Source organism: Bordetella genomosp. 11, assembly GCF_002261215.1.
In the GTDB taxonomy this organism is placed as follows: Bacteria; Pseudomonadota; Gammaproteobacteria; order Burkholderiales; family Burkholderiaceae_B; genus Bordetella_C.
In genome coordinates, this window is the sequence record NZ_NEVS01000004.1 from 57,358 (window position 1) to 80,064 (window position 22,707).

Annotated in this window: 18 protein-coding genes and 2 pseudogenes; 11 read left to right on the plus strand and 9 right to left on the minus strand. The window is 67.1% G+C overall.

All coding sequences use genetic code 11. The features are described 5' to 3' along the window. Positions 1–16: 16 nt before the first annotated feature. Entirely contained in the window at positions 17–805 is a 789-nt protein-coding gene (locus tag CAL28_RS07885) for a GntR family transcriptional regulator (protein ID WP_094840896.1), read from the minus strand. Between the two features lie 227 nt (positions 806–1,032). Here CAL28_RS07885 and CAL28_RS07890 point away from each other — a divergent pair, with 227 nt between their 5' ends. The 9 genes from CAL28_RS07890 to CAL28_RS07930 are packed head-to-tail and all read left to right on the plus strand — an operon-like array spanning position 1,033 to position 9,247. Then, entirely contained in the window at positions 1,033–2,064 is a 1,032-nt protein-coding gene (locus tag CAL28_RS07890) for an ABC transporter substrate-binding protein (RefSeq protein ID WP_094840897.1), read from the plus strand. A gap of 39 nt (positions 2,065–2,103) precedes the next feature. Next, on the plus strand, positions 2,104–3,159 hold the full coding sequence (locus CAL28_RS07895) for an ABC transporter ATP-binding protein (protein WP_094840898.1): 1,056 nt from the start codon (positions 2,104–2,106) through the stop codon (positions 3,157–3,159). Next, positions 3,156–4,022: an ABC transporter permease gene (locus CAL28_RS07900; protein ID WP_094840899.1), complete on the plus strand. Its 867-nt coding sequence runs from the start codon at positions 3,156–3,158 to the stop codon at positions 4,020–4,022. The genes CAL28_RS07895 and CAL28_RS07900 overlap by 4 nt, the downstream gene beginning before the upstream one ends. Position 4,023: 1 nt before the next feature. Beyond that, positions 4,024–4,824 (plus strand): ABC transporter permease, encoded by an 801-nt coding sequence (locus CAL28_RS07905; protein WP_094840900.1) that lies wholly within the window; start codon positions 4,024–4,026, stop codon positions 4,822–4,824. Beyond that, a complete protein-coding gene (locus tag CAL28_RS07910; protein ID WP_176463925.1) occupies positions 4,824–5,984 on the plus strand; it encodes an NAD(P)/FAD-dependent oxidoreductase in 1,161 nt (386 codons plus the stop codon). Before CAL28_RS07905 ends, CAL28_RS07910 begins: the two co-directional genes overlap by 1 nt. Then, positions 5,968–6,276: a (2Fe-2S)-binding protein gene (locus tag CAL28_RS07915; RefSeq protein WP_094840901.1), complete on the plus strand. Its 309-nt coding sequence runs from the start codon at positions 5,968–5,970 to the stop codon at positions 6,274–6,276. Before CAL28_RS07910 ends, CAL28_RS07915 begins: the two co-directional genes overlap by 17 nt. Beyond that, positions 6,273–7,718 (plus strand): NAD(P)/FAD-dependent oxidoreductase, encoded by a 1,446-nt coding sequence (locus CAL28_RS07920; protein WP_094840902.1) that lies wholly within the window; start codon positions 6,273–6,275, stop codon positions 7,716–7,718. Before CAL28_RS07915 ends, CAL28_RS07920 begins: the two co-directional genes overlap by 4 nt. A 9-nt stretch (positions 7,719–7,727) precedes the next feature. Then, a complete protein-coding gene (locus tag CAL28_RS07925) occupies positions 7,728–8,891 on the plus strand; it encodes an NAD(P)/FAD-dependent oxidoreductase (protein ID WP_094840903.1) in 1,164 nt (387 codons plus the stop codon). Beyond that, positions 8,888–9,247: a RidA family protein gene (locus tag CAL28_RS07930; RefSeq protein ID WP_094840904.1), complete on the plus strand. Its 360-nt coding sequence runs from the start codon at positions 8,888–8,890 to the stop codon at positions 9,245–9,247. The genes CAL28_RS07925 and CAL28_RS07930 overlap by 4 nt, the downstream gene beginning before the upstream one ends. A 32-nt stretch (positions 9,248–9,279) precedes the next feature. Here CAL28_RS07930 and CAL28_RS07935 read toward each other — a convergent pair whose 3' ends face one another. Continuing rightward, the gene (locus tag CAL28_RS07935; protein WP_094840905.1) at positions 9,280–11,571 is read right to left on the minus strand and encodes an FdhF/YdeP family oxidoreductase; all 2,292 of its coding nucleotides are present in this window, start codon (positions 11,569–11,571) and stop codon (positions 9,280–9,282) included. A gap of 259 nt (positions 11,572–11,830) precedes the next feature. Here CAL28_RS07935 and CAL28_RS07940 point away from each other — a divergent pair. Together CAL28_RS07940 and CAL28_RS07945 are read left to right on the plus strand one after the other, a co-directional pair. Continuing rightward, positions 11,831–14,164: pseudogene (locus CAL28_RS07940) on the plus strand (helicase C-terminal domain-containing protein); the annotation flags it as partial. Between the two features lie 197 nt (positions 14,165–14,361). Next, positions 14,362–15,033, plus strand: coding sequence for an O-methyltransferase (locus CAL28_RS07945; protein WP_094840906.1), 672 nt, complete (start codon positions 14,362–14,364; stop codon positions 15,031–15,033). Positions 15,034–15,108: 75 nt separating this feature from the next. Here CAL28_RS07945 and CAL28_RS07950 read toward each other — a convergent pair whose 3' ends face one another. The 7 genes and pseudogenes from CAL28_RS07950 to CAL28_RS07980 form a co-directional block, all read right to left on the minus strand. Beyond that, the gene (locus CAL28_RS07950; protein WP_094844475.1) at positions 15,109–15,630 is read right to left on the minus strand and encodes a ferritin-like domain-containing protein; all 522 of its coding nucleotides are present in this window, start codon (positions 15,628–15,630) and stop codon (positions 15,109–15,111) included. A 47-nt stretch (positions 15,631–15,677) separates the two neighbouring features. Next, positions 15,678–18,215, minus strand: a complete 2,538-nt coding sequence (gene ligD, locus CAL28_RS07955; RefSeq protein WP_176463927.1) for a DNA ligase D — start codon at positions 18,213–18,215, stop codon at positions 15,678–15,680. Positions 18,216–18,217: 2 nt separating this feature from the next. Then, positions 18,218–19,156, minus strand: a complete 939-nt coding sequence (ku, locus tag CAL28_RS07960; RefSeq protein WP_094840908.1) for a non-homologous end joining protein Ku — start codon at positions 19,154–19,156, stop codon at positions 18,218–18,220. A 125-nt stretch (positions 19,157–19,281) separates the two neighbouring features. Next, positions 19,282–20,223 carry a 3-keto-5-aminohexanoate cleavage protein gene (locus CAL28_RS07965; protein ID WP_094840909.1) on the minus strand — a complete coding sequence of 314 codons (942 nt, stop codon included), beginning with the start codon at positions 20,221–20,223 and terminating at the stop codon, positions 19,282–19,284. 34 nt (positions 20,224–20,257) lie between these two features. Continuing rightward, entirely contained in the window at positions 20,258–20,980 is a 723-nt protein-coding gene (locus CAL28_RS07970) for an ABC transporter ATP-binding protein (protein ID WP_094840910.1), read from the minus strand. Further along, a complete protein-coding gene (locus CAL28_RS07975; protein ID WP_094840911.1) occupies positions 20,977–21,732 on the minus strand; it encodes an ABC transporter ATP-binding protein in 756 nt (251 codons plus the stop codon). The genes CAL28_RS07970 and CAL28_RS07975 overlap by 4 nt, the downstream gene beginning before the upstream one ends. Positions 21,733–21,788: 56 nt before the next feature. Then, positions 21,789–22,703, minus strand: a pseudogene (locus CAL28_RS07980) (branched-chain amino acid ABC transporter permease); the annotation flags it as partial. Positions 22,704–22,707 lie beyond the last annotated feature (4 nt).

Consider the following 22,707-nt stretch of genomic DNA (forward strand, 5'->3'; position numbering starts at 1 on the left):
GGCTGCGATGTGTCGGCTACGCCACGTTCAGCGACATCGAGTACTTCATCTTGTCGTGGGGAAAGGTGGTGATGGTGGCCAGCAGGAGCACGCCGCCGCTGCCGTAGTAGCGGCGGGTAATGACGAAGCCCGCCGTCCGCGGTTCCACGTGCAGTTGCCGGGCGATGGGCGCGGCGATGGGCGTGGCCGAGAACTCCTGGTTGACCTCGTGGATGCGGTGGCCGAAGTGGTCCTCGATCAACCGAAGCAGCGAGATACGCGGCTGGATGTCGGCGCGCAGGTCGGAATGCGCCGGATCGGCGTAGATCAGCGTGCACGCGACCGGCGTGTCCTGGTCGTCCAGCGTCTTGATGGAGTTGATGTGCAGCCACGACTGGCCGGGTTCGGCGCCCAGTGTTTCGGCCAGCCGCTTGGCCAGCTTGACCGTGCGTACATCCTGGACCAGCAGCGCGGCGTTGCGCGCGTATTGCAGCAGGTCGGGGAATTGCGAGATGCGCTGCGTGAACCGGGTGCTGGCGTGGGCGGTCTCCACGCGCGTGCCCACGCCCGGGCGACGCGACACCATGCCCGCCACCGTCAACATGCGGATGGCCTCGCGGATGGTGTGGCGGCTGGCGCCGAATTGCTCGCATAGTTCATGTTCGGTCGGCAGCAGCGTCATGACCGGATAGCGGCCGCTGCCGATGTCGCGCGCCAGCTGCTGGTAGATGCTTTTGTAGCGCGGGCCGCCAGCCTCGTCGTCCGGCCCCGTGGCCTGGCCACGGGCCTCGCGCGCCTCGGCCGCGCCTTCGGAGGATCGGATCATGGGTCTTCCTTTTCTCGTTCTATCGGGGTTTGTCCGGACAATAACCGATTGACAAGGCCGTCTCCGCGCATTCATTATTTGTCCGGACATTCATGTACGGACAAATTGTACGGCGGACATGAGGTCGCGGGGCAAGCGGGTCCGCAATTTTTTTGCGGAGAGTCCATCCCCGGATTCAGGCGGCATCGGCAGTTCTTGCAGTTCTCTTCCAATAACCGGGGGTTTTCATGGGCAAGGTACTCGCAGTCCTGACGGCGGCCACGGTGGCCATCGGTGTATGCGCCAACGCGCAGGCGCAGCAGAAACTGGTGGTCGCCGGCTACGGCGGCTCGTTCGAAGACATCATGCGCCAGGACATCTTTCCACCCTTCGCCAAGCAGCATGGCGTCGAGCTGGACTACGTGGCCGGCAACTCCACCAACACGGTGGCGCGGCTGCAGGCGCAGAAAAGCAATCAGCAGATCGACGTCGCCATCATCGACGACGGTCCGATGTACCAGGCCATCGCGCTCGGCTTCTGCGCGCCGATCCAGGGCCTGCCGGTCGACGACCTGTACGGCACCGCGCGCTACAAGGACGACAAGGCCGTGGCCATCGGCATCGTCGCCACCGGCATCATGTACAACAAGAAGGTCTTCGACGAGCGCAAGTGGGCCGCGCCCACCTCGTGGAAGGATCTGAAGGATCCCAAGTACAAGAAGCAGTTGGTGGTGCCGCCGCTGAACAACACCTACGGCCTGCACGCGCTGGTGGAATACGCCCGCGAAGGCGGCGGCGGCGAGAAGAAGATCGATCCCGGATTCAAGACCTTCAAGGACGAGATCGGCCCCAACGTGCTGGTGTACGAGCCCTCGCCCGGCAAGATGACCGAGCTGTTCTCCAGCGGCCAGGCCAACATCGCGGTGTGGGGCAGCGGCCGCGTCAAGTCCTTCGCCGACACCGGCTTCCCGGTGGGCTTCGTTTATCCGCGGGAAGGGGCCTATGCCCTGCTGTCGTCGGTGTGCCCGGTGGCCAAGCCCAACGCCAGTCCGCTGGCGCAGGCCTTCGTCAACTACCTGGTCAGCCCTAAGGTGCAGGAGCGGCTGGCCAATGCCTATGGCTATGGCCCGGTGAACAAGCAGGCCAAGGTGGTCGACGATCCGCGCGTGCCGCTGCCGATCGGCAAGCGCGCCGCCGACCTGATCGTGATCGACTGGGACACCGTCAACCAGAACCGCGACGACTGGAACAAGCGCTGGACGCGTGAAATCGAGCGATGAGGCAACGGCGGCGCGGGCGCGCCGCCAGCGGGAGTATCCATGAGCTATCTCGTATTGAACCGCCTGTCCAAGCGCTACGGCGACCTGACGGCAGTCGAGGATCTGAGCCTGTCGGTCGAACGCGGCGAGTTCATCTCGCTGCTGGGACCGTCGGGCTGCGGCAAGACCACGACCCTGCAGATGATCGCCGGATTCGTCGAACCCAGCGGCGGCAGCATCGTGCTGGACGGCAAGGACGTCAGCCGCATCCCGGCCAACAAGCGCGGCCTGGGCATGGTGTTTCAGAACTACGCGCTGTTTCCGCACATGACGGCGGCGGAGAACGTGTCGTTCGGCCTGGAGATGCAGCGCGTCGGCAAGGAGGAGCGGCGGACGCGGGTGGCCGAGACGCTCAAGCTGGTGGGCCTGTCGCACCTGGCCGACCGCCATCCGGCGCGCATGTCGGGCGGCCAGCAGCAGCGCGTGGCGCTGGCGCGCGCGCTGGTCATCCGCCCCAGCGTGCTGCTGCTGGACGAACCGCTGTCGAACCTGGACGCCAAGCTGCGCGAGGAAATGCAGCTGGAGCTGCGCAGTATCCAGCGCACCGTCGGCACCACCACCATCCTGGTCACTCACGATCAGTCCGAGGCCCTGGCGCTATCCGACCGTATCGTGGTGATGAACCAGGGCCGGGTCGAGCAGGTGGCAGAGCCTTTCGCGGCCTATGAGGCACCGTCGAGCCGCTTTGTCGGCGGGTTCCTGGGCAAGGCCAACATTTTCACGCCCACGGCGCAGCCCTATGCGGGCGAGATGCGGGCGCGCATCGGCGAGGCCCATATCGCCATGGAAGGCCGGCCGCTTCCGCAGGGCGCGGTAATCGTGCGGCCGGAAAAGATCCTGTTCACCGAGGCCGGGGCTTGTGCGCTGCCCGGCCGCATGAAGACGCGCGTGTTCCAGGGCAATCACTGGCTATGCCAGGTGGACACCTCTGTCGGCGAGGTGCTGGTGATCCGCCAGAACGACGGCGTGCCGGTGCCCGCCGAGGGCGAGACCGTGCATCTGCGCTGGCGCGCGCAAGACATGTGCGCGGTGGCCGGGCAGGAGGCCGCTCAATGAGCGCGCGCACCAACCCCTGGCTGCTGAGCGGGCCGGCGCTGGCGCTCTACGCCACCTTCCTGGTGGTGCCGATGGCGCTGGTATTCCTTATCAGCTTCTTCGACTTCCAGTTCTATGGCGGCATACAGGCCACTTTCACCTGGAAGAACTACATCGAGATCCTGGGCGACGGCTATTACTACGAAATCTATGCCCGTACTTTCGGCGTGGCGGCGCTGGTGACGCTGGCCTGCCTGGTGCTGGGCACGGCCGAAGCCTATGTGCTGTCGCGCATGGCCAATCCTTGGAAGGGCCTGTTCCTGATGGTGGTGCTGGGGCCGCTGCTGATCTCGGTGGTGGTGCGCACGCTGGGCTGGGCCTTGCTGTTCGGCTCCACCGGCCTCATCAACAAGACGCTGATGGGCATCGGCCTGGCCTCGACGCCGATCGACCTGATGTACAGCAATCTGGGCGTGGGCATCGCGCTCACGCATGTGCTGGTGCCGTTCATGGTGATCTCGGTGTGGGCGTCATTGCAGCGGATCAATCCGTCGACCGAGGCCGCCGCGCTGTCGCTGGGCGCGAGCCAGTTCACCGTGATCCGGCGCGTGATCGTGCCGCAGGTCATGCCCGGCATCCTGTCGGGCTCGATCATGGTGTTCGCGCTGGCCGCCAGTTCCTTCGCCACGCCCGCCATCATCGGTGGCCGGCGCCTGAAGAACGTGGCCACCGCCGCCTACGACGAATTCCTGAATACGCTGAACTGGCCGCTCGGCGCGGCCCTGGCGGTGGTGCTGCTGGTGGCGACCGTGGTGGTGCTGTTGTCGGCCAACCGGCTGATCGAGCGCCGTTATGGCGCGGTCTTCAATCCGTCGGGAGCCTGACATGAACTTCCGCAACGGCCCCATCGGCCTGCTGTTCCATACGCTTTTCATCCTGTTCATCCTGGCGCCCATCGTGATGGTGTGCGCGGTGGCGTTCACGTCCGAAGGCTTCATCTCGCTGCCCAGCGGCGGGCTGTCGCTGCGCTGGTTCCGCGCCATCCTCGACAACCCGCGCTTCATCGAGGCGTTCTGGTTCAGCCTGGGGCTGGGCACGCTGTCGGCCACGCTGGCGATCGGGCTGGCGGTCCCCAGCGCGCTGGCGCTGGCGCGCAACCGCTTCGCCGGCCGCGAAGCCTTGCTGGCCTTCTTCCTGTCGCCGCTGATGATTCCGCACGTCGTGCTGGGGCTGGCCTTCCTGAAGTTCTTCACCACCGTGGACCTGGCCGGCACCTATGTCGGGCTGGTGGTGGCGCACGTGATCCTGGTGATGCCCTATGCGCTGCGGCTGGTGCTGGCGTCAGCCACCGGCATAGACCCCGCGCTGGAACGCGCGGCGCAGTCGCTGGGCGCGTCGAACTGGACCGCTTTCCGGCGCGTGGTGCTGCCGCTGCTGCTGCCGGGCGTGGTGAGCGGCTGGGTGATCGCCTTCATCACCAGCTTCGACGAGCTGACCATGTCCATCTTCATCGCCTCGCCGTCCACCACCACGCTGCCGGTGCGCATCTTCCTGCACATCGAGGACACCATCGATCCCTTGGTGACGGCCGTGTCGGCGGTGCTGATCTACGTGACCATCATCGCCATTTTCATCCTGGACCGCGCGGTGGGCCTGGAAAAGCTGTTTGTCGGAAAGGGACGTTAATGACGGACGAAACACAACAAAGCGCGCCGCGCGCGCCGGCGCATCGCGGCATCTACGACGCCGTGGTGATCGGCGGCGGCCTGGTCGGCTCGGCCTTGGCCTACGGGCTGCGGCGCGAACTGGACCACGTCGCGGTGCTGGACGAGGGCGACGTCGCCTACCGTGCCTCGCGCGGCAATTTCGGCCTGATATGGGTGCAGAGCAAGGGCATGGGGCTGCCGCGCTACGGCGTGTGGACCATGGCGTCGGCAACCGCCTGGCCGCAACTGGCGGCCGAGCTGCAGGACCAGACCGGCGTGGACTTGCACCTGGAGCAGCGCGGCGGCCTGCACGTGCTCTTGAGCGACGAGGAAATGGAAGCGCGCGCCATCTTCATGCGCACGCTGCTGGCGCAGCCCGGCATGGCGCAGTACGACTGGAAGCTGCTGGATCGCCACGAGCTGGCCGACATGATGCCTGGCATCGGTCCGGAGGTGCGCGGCGCCAGCTGGACGCCGGTGGACGGCATCGCCAATCCGCTCAAGCTGCTGCGCGCGCTGCACATGAGCTTTGCCCAGCGGGCCGTGGATTACCTGCCGCGCCGCCCGGCGCAGCAGATCCGGCAGCGCGACGGCGTGTTCGAGGTCACCACCCCGTCCGGCACGGTGCGCGCGCGCAAGTTGGTGCTGGCCAGCGGCCTGTCGAACAAGGCGCTGGGCGAGCAGGTCGGCCTGGCGGTGCCGGTGCGGCCGCAGCGCGGCCAGATCGTGGTGCTGGAGCGCACCCGCCGCCTGCTGGAAACGCCGCTTTCCACGTTGCGCCAGACCGATGAGGGCACCTGGCTGATCGGCGATTCGCAGGAAGAGGCCGGCTATGTGGACAACCAGGTAGGCCTGCCGATCCTGGGCACGCTGGCCGACCGCGCCGTGCGCACGCTGCCCGCCTTGCGCGAGGTGCGGGTGGTGCGCAGCTGGGCCGCGCTGCGGGTGATGTCCAAGGACGGTTTTCCCATCTATCAACAATCCGAGACGTGCCCCGGCGCTTTCGTCGCCACCTGCCACAGCGGCGTTACCCTGGCCGCCGCGCACGCGCTCAAACTGGCGCCCATGATCGCCGCCGGCCAATTGGCCGACGACATGGCGCCATTCTCGACCCGGAGGTTTCATGTTCAAGAGGCTTGACGAAGCGCAGCGCCAGGCGCAAGGCGCGCCGGTGCGGGTGACGGTCAATGGCGCCGAGTTGCAATGCCGCGCCGGCGACAGCGTGGCCGCGGCATTGTTCGCCGGCGGCATGCAGGCCTGTCGAGATACCGCGGTGGGCGAGGTGCCGCGCGGGCCCTATTGCATGATGGGCGTGTGCTACGACTGCCTGGTCACCATCGATGGCCAGGCCAACCAGCAGGGCTGCATGACGGCCGTGCGCGAAGGCATGAAGATCGAGCGCCAGCTGGGCGCGCGCAAGGTGCGGGCATGATCGAGACGACGCAATGCGATTTGCTGGTGGTGGGCGCCGGTCCCGCCGGGCTGGCCGCGGCCACGACGGCCGCGCGGCTGGGCGTGGACACGGTATTGCTGGATGAACAGCCCGCGCCGGGTGGGCAGATCTACCGCGCCATCACCACCACGCCGGTCACCGACCGCGCCGTGCTGGGCCGGGACTACTGGCACGGCGCCTCGCTGGTCGAGCCCTTCAGGCAGTCGGGCGCGCACTATGTGCCGGGCGCGACCGTGTGGGCGGTGGCCGAGCGTACCGCGCCCGAGCCGGCGCTCGGCTTCGAGGTGGCATATTCGGTGGCGGGCGAGGCGCGCATCGTGCATGCGCGGCGCCTGCTGCTGGCCACCGGCGCGCAGGAACGTCCCTTCCCGATTCCGGGCTGGACGTTGCCGGGCGTCATCACCGCCGGCGCGGCGCAGATCCTGTTGAAGTCGGCGGGTGTGGTGCCGGCCGACCGTACCGTGCTGGCGGGCTGTGGCCCGCTGCTGTACCTGGTGGCGTGGCAGTACCTGAACGCCGGCGTGAAAGTCGACGCGCTGCTCGAAACCACACCGCCTGGCCGCCTGCGCCAGGCCTTGCCGAAGGTGTGGGACTTCCTGCGTTCGCCCTACCTGGGCAAGGGGCTGTCGCTGTTGCGCGCAGTCAAGGCGGCGATACCCATCGTCAAGGGCGTGACGGCGCTGGAAGCGCAGGGCCAGGACAAGCTGGAAAGCGTGCGCTACACCACCGCGGCGGGAGAAACCAGGACGCTACCCGCGCAGCAACTGATGCTGCACCAGGGCGTTGTGCCGAACGTCAACCTGTCGCGCGCCATCGGCGCCGAGCACCGCTGGAACACGGCGCTGGACTGCTGGGAACCGGACGTGGATGAGTGGGGCCTGACCTCGGTGGACGGCGTCGGCATGGCGGGCGACGGCGCCGGCATCGCCGGCGCGCTGGCGGCCGAGCAGCGCGGCCGGCTGGCGGCGTTGCAGGCGGCGCATCTGCTCGGCCGCATCGACACGGCACGGCGCGACAGCGAAGCCGCCGCGCCGCGCGCCGCGCTGGCGCGGGCGGTGCGCGGACGCGAGTTCTTCGACGTCCTGTACAAGGCCCCGGAAACCTTCCGTCGTCCCACCGGAGACACCATCGTCTGCCGCTGCGAGGAAGTGACGGCGGCGCAGGTGCGCGACACCGTCAAGCTGGGTTGCAGCGGTCCGAACCAGATGAAGGCCTTCCTGCGCTGCGGCATGGGGCCGTGCCAGGGCCGCTTCTGCGGCCTGACGGTATCGGAGATCATCGCCGAGGAACGCAGCGTGCCGGTGCCGGAAGTAGGCTATTACCGCCTGCGTTTCCCGACCAAGCCGCTGACGCTGGGCGAGTTGGCGTCGCTGCCGCAGACCGACGAGTCCCGCCAGGCGGTGGTGCGCCTGAAGAAGTAGGAGGCCGCCATGACGGACGCTTCGCGTTCGGCCGCCGTCGTCATCATCGGCGGCGGCCTGCACGGCAGTTCGGCGGCGCTGCACCTGGCGCGTGCCGGTGTGCCGGCGCTGGTAATCGAGAAGAACTACGTCGGCCGCCATGCTTCGGGCGTGAATGCGGGCGGCGTGCGCACGCTGGCGCGGCATCTGGCCGAGGTGCCGCTGGCGCTGGCCTCGCGCGAGCTTTGGTATCGCATCGGCGAGCTGGTCGACGACGACTGCGGCTTCGAACAGCACGGGCAGGTGCGCGTGGCCGAGAACGAGGCCGACGCCGCGGCGCTGCGCGAACGCCTGGCGACGATGCAGGCGCATGGCTACACCCATGAACAATGGATAGACCGCGACGAACTGCTGGCGATGATCCCCGCGCTGGCGCCCACGGTGCACGGCGGACTAATCGCGCGCGAGGACGCGGCGGCCGATCCCTACCGCACCACCCTGGCGTTCCGCCGCAAGGCCGCCAGCCTGGGCGCACGCTTCCTGGAAGGCGTGCGCGTGCTGCGCACCGCGCATGAGCAGGGACAGTGGCGGATCGAGACCGACGCCGGCGTGTACACCGCGCCGCGGGTACTCAACTGCGCCGGCGCCTGGGCCGACCGCATCGCCGCCGAATGGGGCGAGCCGGTGCCGCTGACCGCCATCAGCCCGATGATGCTGGTCACGCTGCGCATGGACCATTTCCTGGATGCGGTGGTGCTGGGCACCGGCCGGCCGCTGTCGTTCAAGCAGCGCGCCAACGGCACCGTGCTGATCGGCGGCGGCCGCCGCGCCTGGGTCGACCGCGATGCGGAATGGACCGAACTGGATTTTCATTCGCTGGCCGAGGGCGCGCGCACGGTGTGCGACCTGTTTCCGCATATGCGCCACGCGGTGGTGAATCGCGGCTGGGCCGGCATCGAGGCCGCCATGCCCGACGAGATCCCCGTGATCGGGCGCAGCCGCCGGTACGATAGCGCCTTTCATGCCTTCGGCTTTTCCGCGCATGGCTTCGAGTTGGGTCCGATCGTCGGCCGCATCATGGCCGACCTGATTACCACGGGCGCGACCGACCTGCCCATCGCACCGTTCGCCATTGACCGTTTCGCCGGCGCCACGACCGCGCTGGCATCCATTCCCAAGGAGCAGCACCCATGACCGATATCGTGCGCAAGGATTCCAATGAGCGCCTGAGCCGCATCGTGATTCACGGCGACACCGTGTACGTGGCGGGCGTGACCTCTTCCGCGGAGGGCGGCATCGTCGCGCAGACGCGCGACGTGCTGGCCAGGATCGACGGCTATCTGGCGCGGGCCGATACGGACAAGACGCGTCTGCTGTCGGTGCAGATCTGGCTTAAGGACATCGAGCGCGATTTCGCCGGCATGAACCAGGTATGGGCCGAATGGGCGCCGGCCGATGCGCTGCCGACGCGCGCGACCTGCGAGGCCAGGCTGGCTTCGCCCGATCTGCTGGTGGAGATCATCGTCACGGCCGCCAGGCGCCCGGGCTGAGGCGGCGGGCCGGTGTCGGAATCAGAGGTGTCTCAGGCCTCCTTGCGCACGGTGATGGGCACCGACTTGGCGGCCGGCACCTTGCTTTCCCTGGCGTGGTGCCATAGCGGGATCAGCGGATTGCATTCCGGGTAATAGGACCACGCGCAGCCGGCGGGGATGTTGTAGGGATGGACCGCCAGTCCGTCCACCTCGCGCTTGAAGCCGTCGTTCGCCACGGTACTGGCCACCACGGTGTCGCCTTCCCGCAGGCCCAGCCGCGCCATGTCGTCCGCGTTCATCATGAGGACCTTGCGCGTGCCGTGCACGCCGCGGAAGCGGTCATCCAGCGCGTACACCGTGGTATTGAACTGGTTATCGCCGCGCGTGGTCATCAGGCGGATGACGTCGCCGCCGCGCTCGGGCATGTCGGGATCGGCGCTCAGCGTTTCCGGTACGACGAAGTTGGCCTTGCCGGTTTCCGTTTCCCATTTGCGTTGCGCCGCGCCCAGGGGGCGGTGGAAGCCGCCGGGATTCCACATGCGCCGGTTGAAGTCCTGGAAGATCTTCGGATACGTGGCTTCGATGGCGTCGCGCACCAGGGAATAGTCGCCGACCCAGCGGTCCCAATCGACGCCGGGATTCGGCGGCAGGGTGGCTTTGGCGATGCCGGCGACGATGGCCGGTTCGGAAAGCAGCTTGCCGCGCGCGGGCTCATGGATGCCGCGCGACCCATGAAAGCAGCCCGTGCTGTCTTCCATCGACACGGCCTGTTCGCCGCTGGCCTGCCGGTCCACCTCGATGCGGCTCAGGCAAGGCAGCAGGTAGGCTTGTTTGCCGTGCAGCAAGTGGCTGCGGTTCAGCCGCGTCGTGATGCCCACGGTCAGATCCAGCCGGCGCCACGCCGGTTCCATGCGGTAGTGGTCCGGCGTGGCGCGGGCGAAATTCCCGCCCAGGCCGATAAAGGCGGTAACCCGTCCGTCCAGGATCGCCTCGCAGGCTTCCACGGTATTCATGCCTTTTTTGGCCGGCGGATCGAAATCGTAAAGCTCGCGCAGCTTGTCGGCGGGAACGTGCTCGGGTTTTTCCGTGATGCCGACCGTGCGTTGTCCCTGCACGTTGGAGTGCCCGCGTATCGGGCAGACACCCGCGCCCGGTTTGCCGATATTGCCTCGCAGCAGCAGCAGGTTGGTCACCATCTGCACGCTTTGCACGCCGTTGCGGTGCTGGGTCAGCCCCATGCCGTACAGCAGCATGGCGGCCTTGGCGCGGGCATAGGTCGCGGCCGCCTCGGCCAGCTGGGCCCGGCTCAGGCCGGATTCACGTTCGATGTCCGTCCACGTGGTCTGGCGCATCGCCTGGGCGAAGGCCTCGAAGCCATGCGTGTGCTCGGCGATGAAGGCATGATCCAGCACCGGCTCGGTACCGTCCAGGCGGGCGGCGTCGTCGGCTTCGATCAGCCATTTGCACAGGCCGGCCAGCGCCGCGGTATCGCCGCCGAGCTTCAGCTGCAGGTACTGGGTGCTGATCTGCGTTTCCTTGCCGGTCAGCATCTCCACTGGCGATTGCGGGTTGGTGAAACCGACCAGCCCCGGTTCGCGCAAAGGATTGAAGGTCACGATGGGGACACCGCGCTTGCGCGCATCCTGCAAGGGATGCAGCATGCGCGGCGCGTTGGTGCCCGTGTTGTGGCCGAAGAACAGCATGCAGTCGGTGTGTTCGAAGTCCTCCAGGGTCACCGTGCCCACCGGTACGCCTATGGTCTTGGGCAGGCCCACGGAGGTGCTTTCGTGGCACATGTTCGAGCTGTCGGGCAGGTTGTTGGTGCCGTACATGCGAGCGAACAGGGCATACATGTAGGAGGTTTCCAGCGACGCGCGGCCGGAGGTATAAAACACCGCCGAATCGGGATCGCGTCCGCGCAGCAGCGCGCCGATTTCTTCGAAGGCCTGTTGCCAGCCGATCTCGACATACTTGTCGGTGGCGGCGTTCCAGCGCATGGGGACCGTTAACCGGCCGATCGCTTCCAGCTCGTGATCGGACCAGGATTCCAGTTCGGTGCAGGTGTGCGAGTCGAAGAAACTGGCAGGGACCTGCTTGCTCGTGATGTCCCAGGCGGTGGCCTTGGCACCGTTCTCGCAGAACTCGAATGGATGGGGATGGGCCGGCTTGGCCCAGGAACAGCTGACGCACATGAAGCCATCGGGTTTGTTCTGGTGCATCAGCACTTTCGTGCCGTGCATCAGTCGATGTTCCCTGACCAGGATGGATCCGACGGCGCGCGCCGATCCCCAACCGCCGGCCGGGTCGGTATGCGGCCCGGAAGAAGTGTGTTCTTTCGCCATTTGCTCGTACCCTCATCTTCGGGTGGCCCCCATGCGCGATCGTGGTCGGCATGGGCCGTCCGGCGCGGCCGGAGGCAAGTCTGGGACACCCTTTTGTGTGTATGCGCGCGTGCCGCGGTGCGGCGGCAGGCGCGCGGGTGTGGCGCCCATCGCAGGAACCATGCCCGTGCGGACGGGGGAGGGGGCGGCGGGCCAGGGGCCTGTCGGGGTAATATCTGTATATCCATCCAGTGGTTGCGTGACCGCTGGAGGCAACAGCATGCCCCTTGCAGATATCGCCTCTTCCATGTCGAGCCAGCCGCCCACCGCGGGCCCGCCGCCGTCCGCCGCGCGCCCCGACGAAGCCGCCACCTATGTCGTGGCCGTACGCGCGCTGTGCGAGTTCACCGCGCGGCGCGGCGACCTGGATTTGCGCTTCACGCCTTCGCCGTCCGCGCAAGAGGGCGTCGCGGGACATGGTCTGGTCGCGGCGCGGCGGGGCGCCGAGTACGAAGCCGAAATCGCACTGGCCGGCATGCACGGTCCGCTGCGCGTGCGCGGTCGCGCGGACGGCTACGATGCCGGCCGCAATCGCCTGGAAGAGATCAAAACCCATCGCGGCGATGTCGAGCGCATTCCGGCCAACCACCGCGCCTTGCACTGGGCCCAGGCCAAGGTCTACGGCCATCTTCTCTGCGAGGCCCGGAACCTGTCCCGGCTCGATATCGCGCTGGTGTACCTGGACCTGGGCAGTCAACAGGAAACCGTGCTCGTCCATGCGCACAGCGCGGGCGAGCTGCGCGATTTTTTCGTCGAGCAATGCGATCGGTTCCTGGCATGGGCGCGCCAGGAAATCGCCCACCGGCAGGCCCGCGACGCGGCGATGCGCCGCCTGGAATTCCCGTTGGGCCCGTTCCGCGCGGGGCAGCGCGACCTGGCCAAATCGGTATTCCGCGCGGCGCGCGATGCGCACTGCGTGCTCGCGCAGGCGCCGACCGGCATCGGAAAAACCATGGCCACGCTGTTTCCCATGCTGAAGGCCTGCGCGGATACGCTGGACAAGGTCTTTTTCCTTTGCGCCAAGACGGCGGGCCGGCGGTCCGCCCTCGATGCGCTGGACTGCTTGCGGCAGGAGACGCCCGGCCTGCCGCTGCGCGCGCTGGAACTGGTGGCGCGCGACCAGGCCTGCGAGCATCCGGACAAGGCCTGCCATGGCGAATCATGCCCGCTGGCGCGGGGCTTCCACGACCGCCTGCCGGCGGCACGCGCCGCGGCCCTGGCCACGTATTCCATGGACCGGGGCAGCGTTCGCGCCGCCGCCCTGGCGCACGACATCTGCCCGTATTTCCTCGGCCAGGAGCTGGCACGCTGGAGCGACGTGGTGGTGGGCGACTACAACTACTACTTCGATTCCAGCGCGATGCTGTATGGCCTGACCATGGCCAACCAATGGCGCGCCGGCCTGCTGGTGGACGAAGCGCACAACATGCTCGAACGGGCGCGCCGCATGTATTCCTGCACCCTCGGGCTGGACGACATAACGCTGGCGCGCCGCGCCGCGCCGGCCGGCCTGCGCCGGCCCCTGGATGCGCTGCGGCGCGTGTGCCGCGGCCTGTTGGCCGAACAGCCGGGCGCGTATGCGGCGCACGAATGTGTCCCGCCGGCGCTCCTCGCGCAGTTGCAGCGGACGGCGACCGCGCTGGCAGGACATTTCGCCGAGCAGGGCGGCGATGCGTCCGAGCCGCTGCTGCGCCTGTACTTCGACGTCCTGGCCTTCGCGCGGCTGGCGGAAACTTTCGGCGAACACGCCATTTTCGATATCTCGCGCGACGACGGCGCGACGGGCCGGCACGTACACGGAACGCTGTGCATCCGCAATGTCGTGCCGGCGCCTTTCCTCGCGCCGCGGTGGGCGGCCGCGCATGGCGCCGTGCTTTTCTCCGCGACCTTGCACCCCATGGATTTCCATCGCGATACCTTGGGCCTGCCGCGCGGCTGCCAATGGCTGGACGTTCCCGGTCCGTTCCGCGCGGAACAGCTGGCGGTGCATGTGGTGGGCGATGTTTCGACGCGCTACCGCGACCGGGATGCGTCCGTCCCGGCTATCGTGGACATCATGGCGCGAGAGTACGCGGAGCGACCGGGCAATTACCTGTGCTTCGCCAGCAGCTTCGATTACGCGGGCCGCCTGGCGGCCCATATGCGCGCGCGTTTTCCCCAAATGCCTGTATGGGAGCAGGCCGCGGGAATGCAGGCGGTGAACCGCGATGCGTTTTTGGCGCGCTTCGTGCCCGGCGGCGCGGGCATCGGCTTCGCCGTGCTGGGCGGTGTATTCGGCGAGGGGGTGGACCTGCCTGGCGATCGGCTGATCGGCGCCTTCATCGTTACGCTGGGGCTGCCGCAGGTCAACCCGGTGAATGAGCAAATGATGCGGCGCATGCAGGCACGCTTCGGCAACGGTTTCGACTACACCTACCTGTTCCCCGGCCTGCAGAAGGTCGTGCAGGCGGCGGGCCGCGTGATCCGTACGGAAACGGACCGGGGCAGCGTCTACCTGATCGATGACCGGTTCGGCCGCGCCAAGGTGCGCGCGCTATTGCCGGCCTGGTGGCGGCCGCGCGTGCTCCAGCAGGGGCTGGGCGGAGCAGGCGCACCCGCCCGGCGCGTCGGCGAGCCGGGCGCCGCCACGGTCCCGGCTGCCGCCGCGATTCGTCAGGAAAACTGACAAACGCGCAGGATAAATCGATATTCCACGGCAGCGGCGCCGCGTAGGATGGGCAGCGTCATTGAACACGCATTGCGGGAACCGCTATGAACGCCGAAACCTGGAACGCCCTGGATTCCTTCCTCGAAGACGTACTGTTTCTGCGGGATGCCCGCCTGGACGCGGCGCTGGCCCGTGCGGAGCAGGCGGGCCTGCCGCCGCATGGCGTGGCCCTGAACCAGGGCAGGATGCTGCAGATTTTTGCACGAATGGTCCGCGCGCGCCGCATCCTGGAGATCGGCACGCTGGGCGGCTATAGCGCCATCTGCATGGCGGATGCCCTGCCGGAGGGCGGCAAGCTCGTATCCCTGGAGCGCGATGCGCGCTATGCCCGGGTCGCGCGCGAGAACATACGCGCGGCCGGCCTGGAGCGGATGGTGGACGTCGTGGTCGGCGATGCCGCCACGACCCTGGACCGCATGGTGGCGGAAGAGGCCGCGCCTTTCGACCTGATCTTCATCGACGCGGACAAGAAAGACAACCCGCGTTATCTGGCGGCCGCCCTGCGGCTTGCGCGCGATGGCACCGTTATCGTCGGCGACAACATCATACGGGGCGGCCGCCTGCACGCCGAGGACGCCCAGGACGATCCGGATGTGCGCGGCGCGCGCACCTTCCTGGCCGATATGGCGCGGGATCTGCGCCTGACCTGCACCGCCTTGCAGACCGTGGGCAGCAAGGGATGGGATGGTTTTTCGCTGGCGATCGTCTCCATGTAGCGCAATGACGCTGGGGAGGGTGCCGGCCAGGGCGCGGCAGGCGCCTGGCGGGCGGCCCGCGTGCCCGCCGCGCGTTCAGACCTTCGCCTTGGCTCCCGGCATCTGGGCCAGTTCCAGGAAACGCCGCGCAACGCTTGCCATGTTGTGTTCCAGCCAATCCGCCATGGCCTGCTCCTGCGGCAGGATGCGTTCGCATACCGCCATCGTCTCGCGGTCGCCCAGCAGCCGCGCGGCCTCGATCAGGTTCCGGTACGAGGCGATCTCGAAATGCTCGAACGCATAGCTCAGCATGCTGCCCTTGACGATTTCGTCGCTGGCGAACATCCCCACGGCGCCCTGCATGCCCGCCATCGCCTTGCCCGCCAGGTCCTTCATCGCCGAGGTGTCGCCGCCGCGCCGTTTGATGCAGGCGGCAACCAGCCAGGCCTGGTCGCGGGTCTCTTCGATATGCTGTTCGATCCTGCGCTTCAGGTCGGGGTAGTTCTCGATGCGCCTGGCCATGGCCGTCAACATCGTTTCCGCCTGCTGTTCCATGGCGTGCGCATCGCGCAGCCAATCCATGAAATGCGATTCCAGGACGTCGCGGTCCATGGTCATCCCTGCATTTTCCATTGTCGTCTCCTCGGATATCGGGTGCGTGGCGCTCAGGCCTTCGGGTCGAAGTCCAGCTGCTTCATCGCGGGCCCGACGGATTGCGGCCGGTAATCGCGCCAGGGATCGTTGCCGACATCCAGGCGCGTGTGCGCGGTGGCGATCGTCCACTGCGCACCGCTTTTGATTTGCGCCAGCTCGTCCCAGCCGATCGGTACCGAGATGCCCAGCCCCGGCCGCGCGCGCGCCGACCAGGCGGCGACGGTGGTCGCGCCGAAGCCGTTGCGCAGGTAATCCGGAAAGATCTTTCCGACGCGGTTCTTCGGGCCGCTTTTCGCCACGAAGAGCTGCGGCAGGGTCCTGGCCAGATGCCGCACGATGGCCTCCGAGAACCCCTTGATGGCGTCCCACCCGTACTGCTTGCGCAGGGGGACGACCACATGCAGGCCCTTGCCGCCGCTGGTTTTCAGCCAGCATTGCAGTCCGATTTCCTCCAGCAGCACGCGGACCAGTCCGGCGGCCTGCTGCATGGTTGCCCACTTCACGCCATCTCCGGGGTCCAGGTCGAGCAGCATGCGATCGGGCTTGTCGATCGCGGTCTTGACGGCGTTCCATGTGTGGAATTCGACCACGTTCATCTGCGCGGCGGACATGATCGCCGCGCCCGAAGGCACCTCCAGTAGCGATGGGTGGTCGGGGTCCAGGCGTTCCGGCAGCGCCTTGACCCCGGGCATGGCCGCTTCCAGGTGCTTCTGGAAGAACAGCGGTTCCTGTATGCCGCCCGGCGCGCGCACCAGGGATACCGGCCTGCCTTTCAAGTGCGGCAGCAGCAGGGGCGCGACCAGGCCGTAATAGCGCGCCAGATCCAGCTTGGTCAGTCCGGTGGAGGGATCGATGACGCGATCCGGATTGGACAGGCGCCCGGACTTCGCCGTTTTCGCCGCCTTCGTCGTTTTGGCCGTCTTCGCCGTCCCGGCCGCCTTCACCGCCTTGGCCGGGACTGCCTTTTCGCGCGTTATCGCGCGCGCTGGCTTGTCCGTGCGCAGGCCGCGGAATACCGAATGGCGTATATGGCCGGATTTCGTCCATTCGCCGAACGACACCTCCGCCACGAGTTCGGGCTTGATCCAGTGTGCGCGACGCGGCATGTCGGCCTGCTGGGGCAGGGGGCGTTCCGCGACCGCCAGTGCCCGCATCTTGCGCGCCATGTCGTCCAGTCCCCGCGTATCGAAGCCCGTACCCACCTTGCCGGCATAGCGCAGGCCGCCTTTCTCGTCATGCACCGCCACCAGCAACGCCCCGAAGCCGGTGCGGCTGCCGGCGGGATCGGTATAGCCGACGATAACGAATTCCTGCCTCTGGGCGCATTTGATCTTTACCCAATTGTCGGATCGCCGCGAGACATAAGTAGCGTTGCGGCGTTTCGCGATGATGCCTTCCAGGCCCATTTTGCACGCCGACTGCACCAGGTCCTTGGGCGGCGCGTCGAAGGCCGCGCTGAACCGCACGGGGCCTTCCTTGGCGGCTCCCAGCAGCTGTTCCAGCAAGGCACGGCGGGTGGTGAGCGGCTCCTCGCGCACGTCGCGGCCCGCGACGAAGGGCAGGTCGAAGGCATAGAAGACGATATCGCCCGTCCGCTCGCTGTCGAAGGCGTTCTGCAATGCCTGGAAGCTGGGCGTCCCGTTGTCCGCAAGGACCACGATTTCGCCGTCGATCCACGTCCCCGGCACCTTCAGCTTGCCCAGCGCCTTCACCAGATGCGGCATCCTGGCGCTCCAGTCGTGGCCATTGCGGGTGTAAAGCCGCGCGCCTTTTTCGTCCAGGCGGGCCAGCAGGCGATAGCCGTCGAACTTCAGCTCGTAGACCCAATCGGCTGCGTTCGGCGGCACGCCGTCCACCAGCGTGGCCAGTTGCGGTTTCAGGGTGGCGGGCACCGCGCGCGCCACGCCGGGCAGTTTCGGTTCCGGGCTTTCCTGTTGCGCCTTTGCCGCTGTCGGCTTGCCGCCGCGCGCGGCCCGGGCCAGTGCCTTTTTGCGCTGCGCGCGCAGCGGCACCACGCTGTCAGGCATCTCGTCCACCACGCTGAACTCCTGCTCGGCGCGGGCAAACTCGTCGCGGTCCTTGATCAGCAGCCAGGGCGGCTGGCGTTCGTTTTCCTTGCCGTGCAATCGCACGAGTGCCCAGCGCCCCTGCATCTTGGCGCCCATGAGGTCGAACTTCAGATGGCCTTCCCGATATCCCTTGCGCGGATCGCCCACCGGCTGCCAGGTGCCTTCATCCCAGATGATGACCTTGCCGGCGCCATACTGGCCCTTGGGGATCTCGCCTTCGAACTGGTTGTAGGCGATGGGGTGGTCCTCCACCTGCACGGCCATGCGCTTGACGGCGGGATCGTAGCTGGGTCCTTTGGGGACCGCCCAGCTTTTCATGGCGCCGTCGAGCTCCAGCCGGAAATCGTAGTGCAGGCGCGTGGCCCAGTGCTTCTGGATCACGAAGGCGCGTGCCGCCGCGTTGGGCTTGCCGCCGCCGGCAGGTTCCGACGTGACCTCGAAGTTGCGCTTCTGCCGGTACTTGGCAAGGGTATCCGCCATGGTCAGGCCGCCTTACGCGCACGGCCGCCCGATTTCGAGGCGGACTTCGCGGACTTCGTCTTGGCGGCCGATTTGCGCGCCGGACTTTTTTTGGTAGCGCCCGCATGTCCGGCCGACGCCGTCTTGCCGCCCGCATGCCGGCCTTTCAGGCTGCGTTGCAGCAGCTCGGTCAGGTCGATGACGTTGCTCGAAGACGCCTCCGGCGCTTCTTCCTGCGGCTCGATCACGGTCTCGGTCTTGCCGGCTTTTACCTTCTGCTCCACCAGCGCCATGATGGCCTGGCGGAATTCGTCCTTGAAGTCCTCCGGATCCCAATCGCCGGACATGTCGTCCACCAGCATCTTGGCCATTTTCTGTTCCTGCGGGCTGGCGGCCAATGCCTTGGCGCCGACCGCCGGCAGGTCCAGTCCCTCCAGGGACTTCACCTCGTCACCCCAGCGCATCAGATTCAACACCAGTGCGTCGCCGGACGGCACCAGCGCGGCCAGGTGCTGCTTGGTCTGGATCACGACCTTGGCGATGCCGATCTTGCCGGTCTTGGCCAGGGTATCGCGCAGCAGCGCATACACCTTCTGGCCCTTGTTGATCGGGGCGACGTAGTAAGGCCGCTCCAGGTAGACAAAGGAGAGTTGCCCGGCGGGAACGAAGCGCTGTATCTCTATGGTCTGCGTGGTGCGCGGATAGGCTTCGGCGATTTCTTCCGGCGAGATGATCACGTACTGGCCGTCCTCGTACTCGACGCCCTTGACGATGTTTTCCCTATCTATCTCGCGGCCGGTGCGCTTGTTGATGCGCTTGTAGCCCACCGGGTCCATGGTGCGCTTGTCGAGCCAGTCGAAATCGACGCCGGATTCCACGGTGGCGGTATGCAGCCCGACCGGTATGTTGACCAACCCGAACGAGATGGCGCCTTTCCAGATCGTTCTTGTGGACGAGGCCATGGCAACTCCTGTTTTCCAGGGCGCATGCGCCAGCCCGCCTGCGCCGATCGCTCGTGCGCAGCAACTTCCATGCCGGATTCGTCCGAAGGCGTGCGCCGCGGTGCCGCGGCGTGCCGGTGCCGCCGTCAGAAGGCGACCGCACCGGCGCCTTTCAGCCCCAGCATGGCACGGGCCTCGTCGGGCGTGGCGATTTCCAGCGAGAGTTCTTCCAGGATGCGGCGGATCTTCCGCACCTGCTCCGCGCAGGACTTCGCCAATTGCCCCTTCCCCAGGTAAAGGCTGTCTTCCAGCCCGACGCGTACATTGCCGCCCAGGATGGCGCCCATGGTCACCAGCGGCATCTGGTGCCGGCCGGCGCCGAGCACCGAGAAGCGGTAGCCGTCGCGGCCGAACAGCCGGTCCGCGGTGGTCTTCATGGTGGCCAGGTTCTCCGGATCAGGACCCATGCCGCCCAGGATGCCGAAGATGCTCTGGATGAACAAAGGCCCTTTCACCAATCCCTCGTCGACGAAATGCGCCAGGTTGTACAGGTGTCCCATGTCATAGCATTCGAACTCGAAGCGGGTGCCGCAGTCCTCGCCCAGCACCTTCAGGATGTGCCGGATGTCGCGGAAGGTATTGCGGAAGATCAGGTCTTCCATGCCCTCGATGTAGGGCTTCTCCCAGTCGTGCTTCCATTGCGCGATGCGCCGCGCCGCGGGGTGGATGGAGAAGTTCATCGATCCCATGTTCAGCGAGCACATTTCCGGCTTGGCGCGCAGCGGATAGGCCAGCCTTTCCTCCAGCGTCATGCGCGTGCTGCCGCCGGTGGTGATGTTGATCACCGCGTCGGTGGCGTCGCGGATGACCGGGACGAAGGCATCGAATACGGCGGGGTCCGCGGTCGGCCTGCCGTCGCCCGGGTCGCGCGCATGCAGATGCAGGATGGCCGCGCCGGCCTGTGCCGCCTCGATGGCCTGCGCGGCGATCTGTTCCGGCGTGAGCGCAAGATGCGGCGACATGGTGGGCGTATGGACGGACCCGGTGACCGCGCAGGAAATGATGACTTTTTGCTGGCTGGTTTTCATGGCGAATGGTGGCTCGGAGTGGAAAAACGGCGGCTTATACGGCCAGCCATTGCGAGACGACGGCCTGGTTGGCGCCCAGTTCGGCGGGGCTGCCCTCGAAGACGATACGGCCATGCCCCATCACGCAAACCCGCGTCGAGACCTTCAGCGCGATGGTCAGTTTCTGTTCGACCAGCAGCACCGATACGCCTTTGCGATGCATGTCCCGGATGCATTCGCCGACCTGGCTGACGATCCTGGGCGCCAGGCCCTCGGTGGGCTCGTCGATCAGGATCACCAGCGGATTGGCCAGCAGCGAGCGGCATATCGTCAGCATTTGCTGCTCGCCGCCCGACATGCTGCCGGCCTTGGTATTGCGCCGTTCCTTCAGCCGGGGGAAATAGTCGAACATCTGCTCCATCGTCCAGCGGTGCGCGCCCGCCACCGGCGGCTGCTCGCCCATGCGCAGGTTCTCCTCGACGGTCAGGTTGGCGAAGATCTCGCGCTCTTCCGGCACGTAGGCGATACCGGCCCGGCAGATGGCGTAGGGACGCGCGCCGGCCAGGTCGCGTCCGCGCAGACGGATGTGGCCGGCCGTCGGCGCGACCAGGCCCATGATCGTCTTCATGGTGGTCGATCGTCCCGATCCGTTGCGGCCGACCAGGCTGACGACTTCGTCGGCGGCCACGCGCAGGCTGACGCCGTGCAGCACGTGGCTTTTGCCGTAATGCGCGTGCACGTTATCGACTTCCAGCAGGGGCGTGGGGTTCGGGTTCATGCCGTCACCTCGTCGCCCAGGTAGGCCTCGCGCACGCGTGCGTCCGCCCGTATCGCCTCGGGCGTGCCGGTGGCGATGACCTCGCCATAGACCAGCACGCTGATGCGATCGCTCAGCGCGAAGACCACATCCATGTCGTGCTCCACGATGACCAGCGTGCGTCCCGCCGTGGCTTCGCGGATCAATTGGGCGGTGTACGCCGTTTCTTCGTTGGACATGCCGGCCATGGGTTCGTCCAGCAGGACGAGCCGGGGATCCGAAGCCAGCGTCATGGCGATTTCCAGCGATCTTTGCTCCGAGTAAGCCATCTCGCCCGCGATGACGGATGCCTTGGCCGTCAGGCGCACGAGCGCCAGCAGCCGTTCGGTCTCGTCGCGGATGCGGCGGTCCCGGTCGATGAAGCGCCAGAACACGTATTGCGACCCGTACGCGCGCATCACCGCCAGGCGCACGTTCTCGTAGGTGCTCAGGCGGGGAAAGATGTTGGTGATCTGGAACGACCGCGCCAGGCCCAGCCGGTTGATGGCCTGCGGCGAACGCCCGCCGATTTCCTTTCCCTCGAAGCGGATGCTGCCCGAGCTGGGCGCGAGCTGGCCGGAGACCAGGTGAAAGACGGTGGATTTGCCCGCGCCGTTGGGACCGATCAGCGCATGCCGTTCGCCCTGTTGCACGTCCAGGTCCACGCCGCGGATGATCTCGGTCATCCCGAAGGATTTGCGTAGCGCGCGCAGGCTCAGCAGGGGGGCGCTCATGCCATTTCCTTGTCGGCAGGGCGATCCGCCGGCGTGGCCAGCGGCCGCCGCGCGCGCCGTATCAGACCGGCCAAGCCGGTGGGCATGAACATCATGACCAGCACGAAGAGGATGCCCTGGTATAGCAGCCAGGAGCGGGTCAGGTCCGAGACCGCGTAGCCGAAGAATGTCATCAGCGAGGCGCCGAAGGCCGGCCCGAGGAAAACCTGCACGCCGCCGATATAGGTGTTCAGGACCGCCGCGGCCGACAGGGCCGGGTCGAACAGGACGTAGTTGGCCGATTCGTTCGAAATGACGAGCAATCCGCCGGCCAGGCCGGAGAACATCGCGGAGATGGCGAATACCAGGGTGCTGAGTCCGTGGACGTTGTAGCCCAGGAACTTCAGGCGATGGCTGTTTTCACGCAGGCCCAGGGTCAGCCGGCCCAGTGGCGTGCGGGTATACAGGTAAAGCAGGGCCAGGGCCAGCAACACCCAGGCCAGCGTCAGGTAATACACCTGCGTGGTCGAGCCGAAGTCCAGGCCCCAGGCCGGCATGCGCATGGTCGAAATACCCGCCTCGCCGCCGAACAATCCCTTCAGGTGCGGGGCCAGCGCGTGGACCAGTTCGGCGATGGCCAGCGTGATCATGGCGAAATAGGTGCCGCTGCGCTGCGTGGCGAACCAGCCGGCGATACCGCCGAATACCAGCCCGCCGGCCGCGCCCGCCAAGGGCATCAACGGGGTAGGCAGCAGGCCCGCGCCCCCCAGGGCGTTCATGGCATGAACCGTGGCGAAGGCGCCGACGCCGAAGTAGGCGGCATGCCCGAAGGACAGCATCCCGGCCTGGCCGCACAGCAGGTTGTAGGCGCTGGCGAAGAGGGCGGCGATCAGCATCTGGACGGCCGCGTTGAGCAGCCCCTGGGACAGCAGAAAAGGCAGCGCGGCGAGCACCGCGGCACCGGCCAGGCATGCGGGAAGGATCGTCTTCATGGCC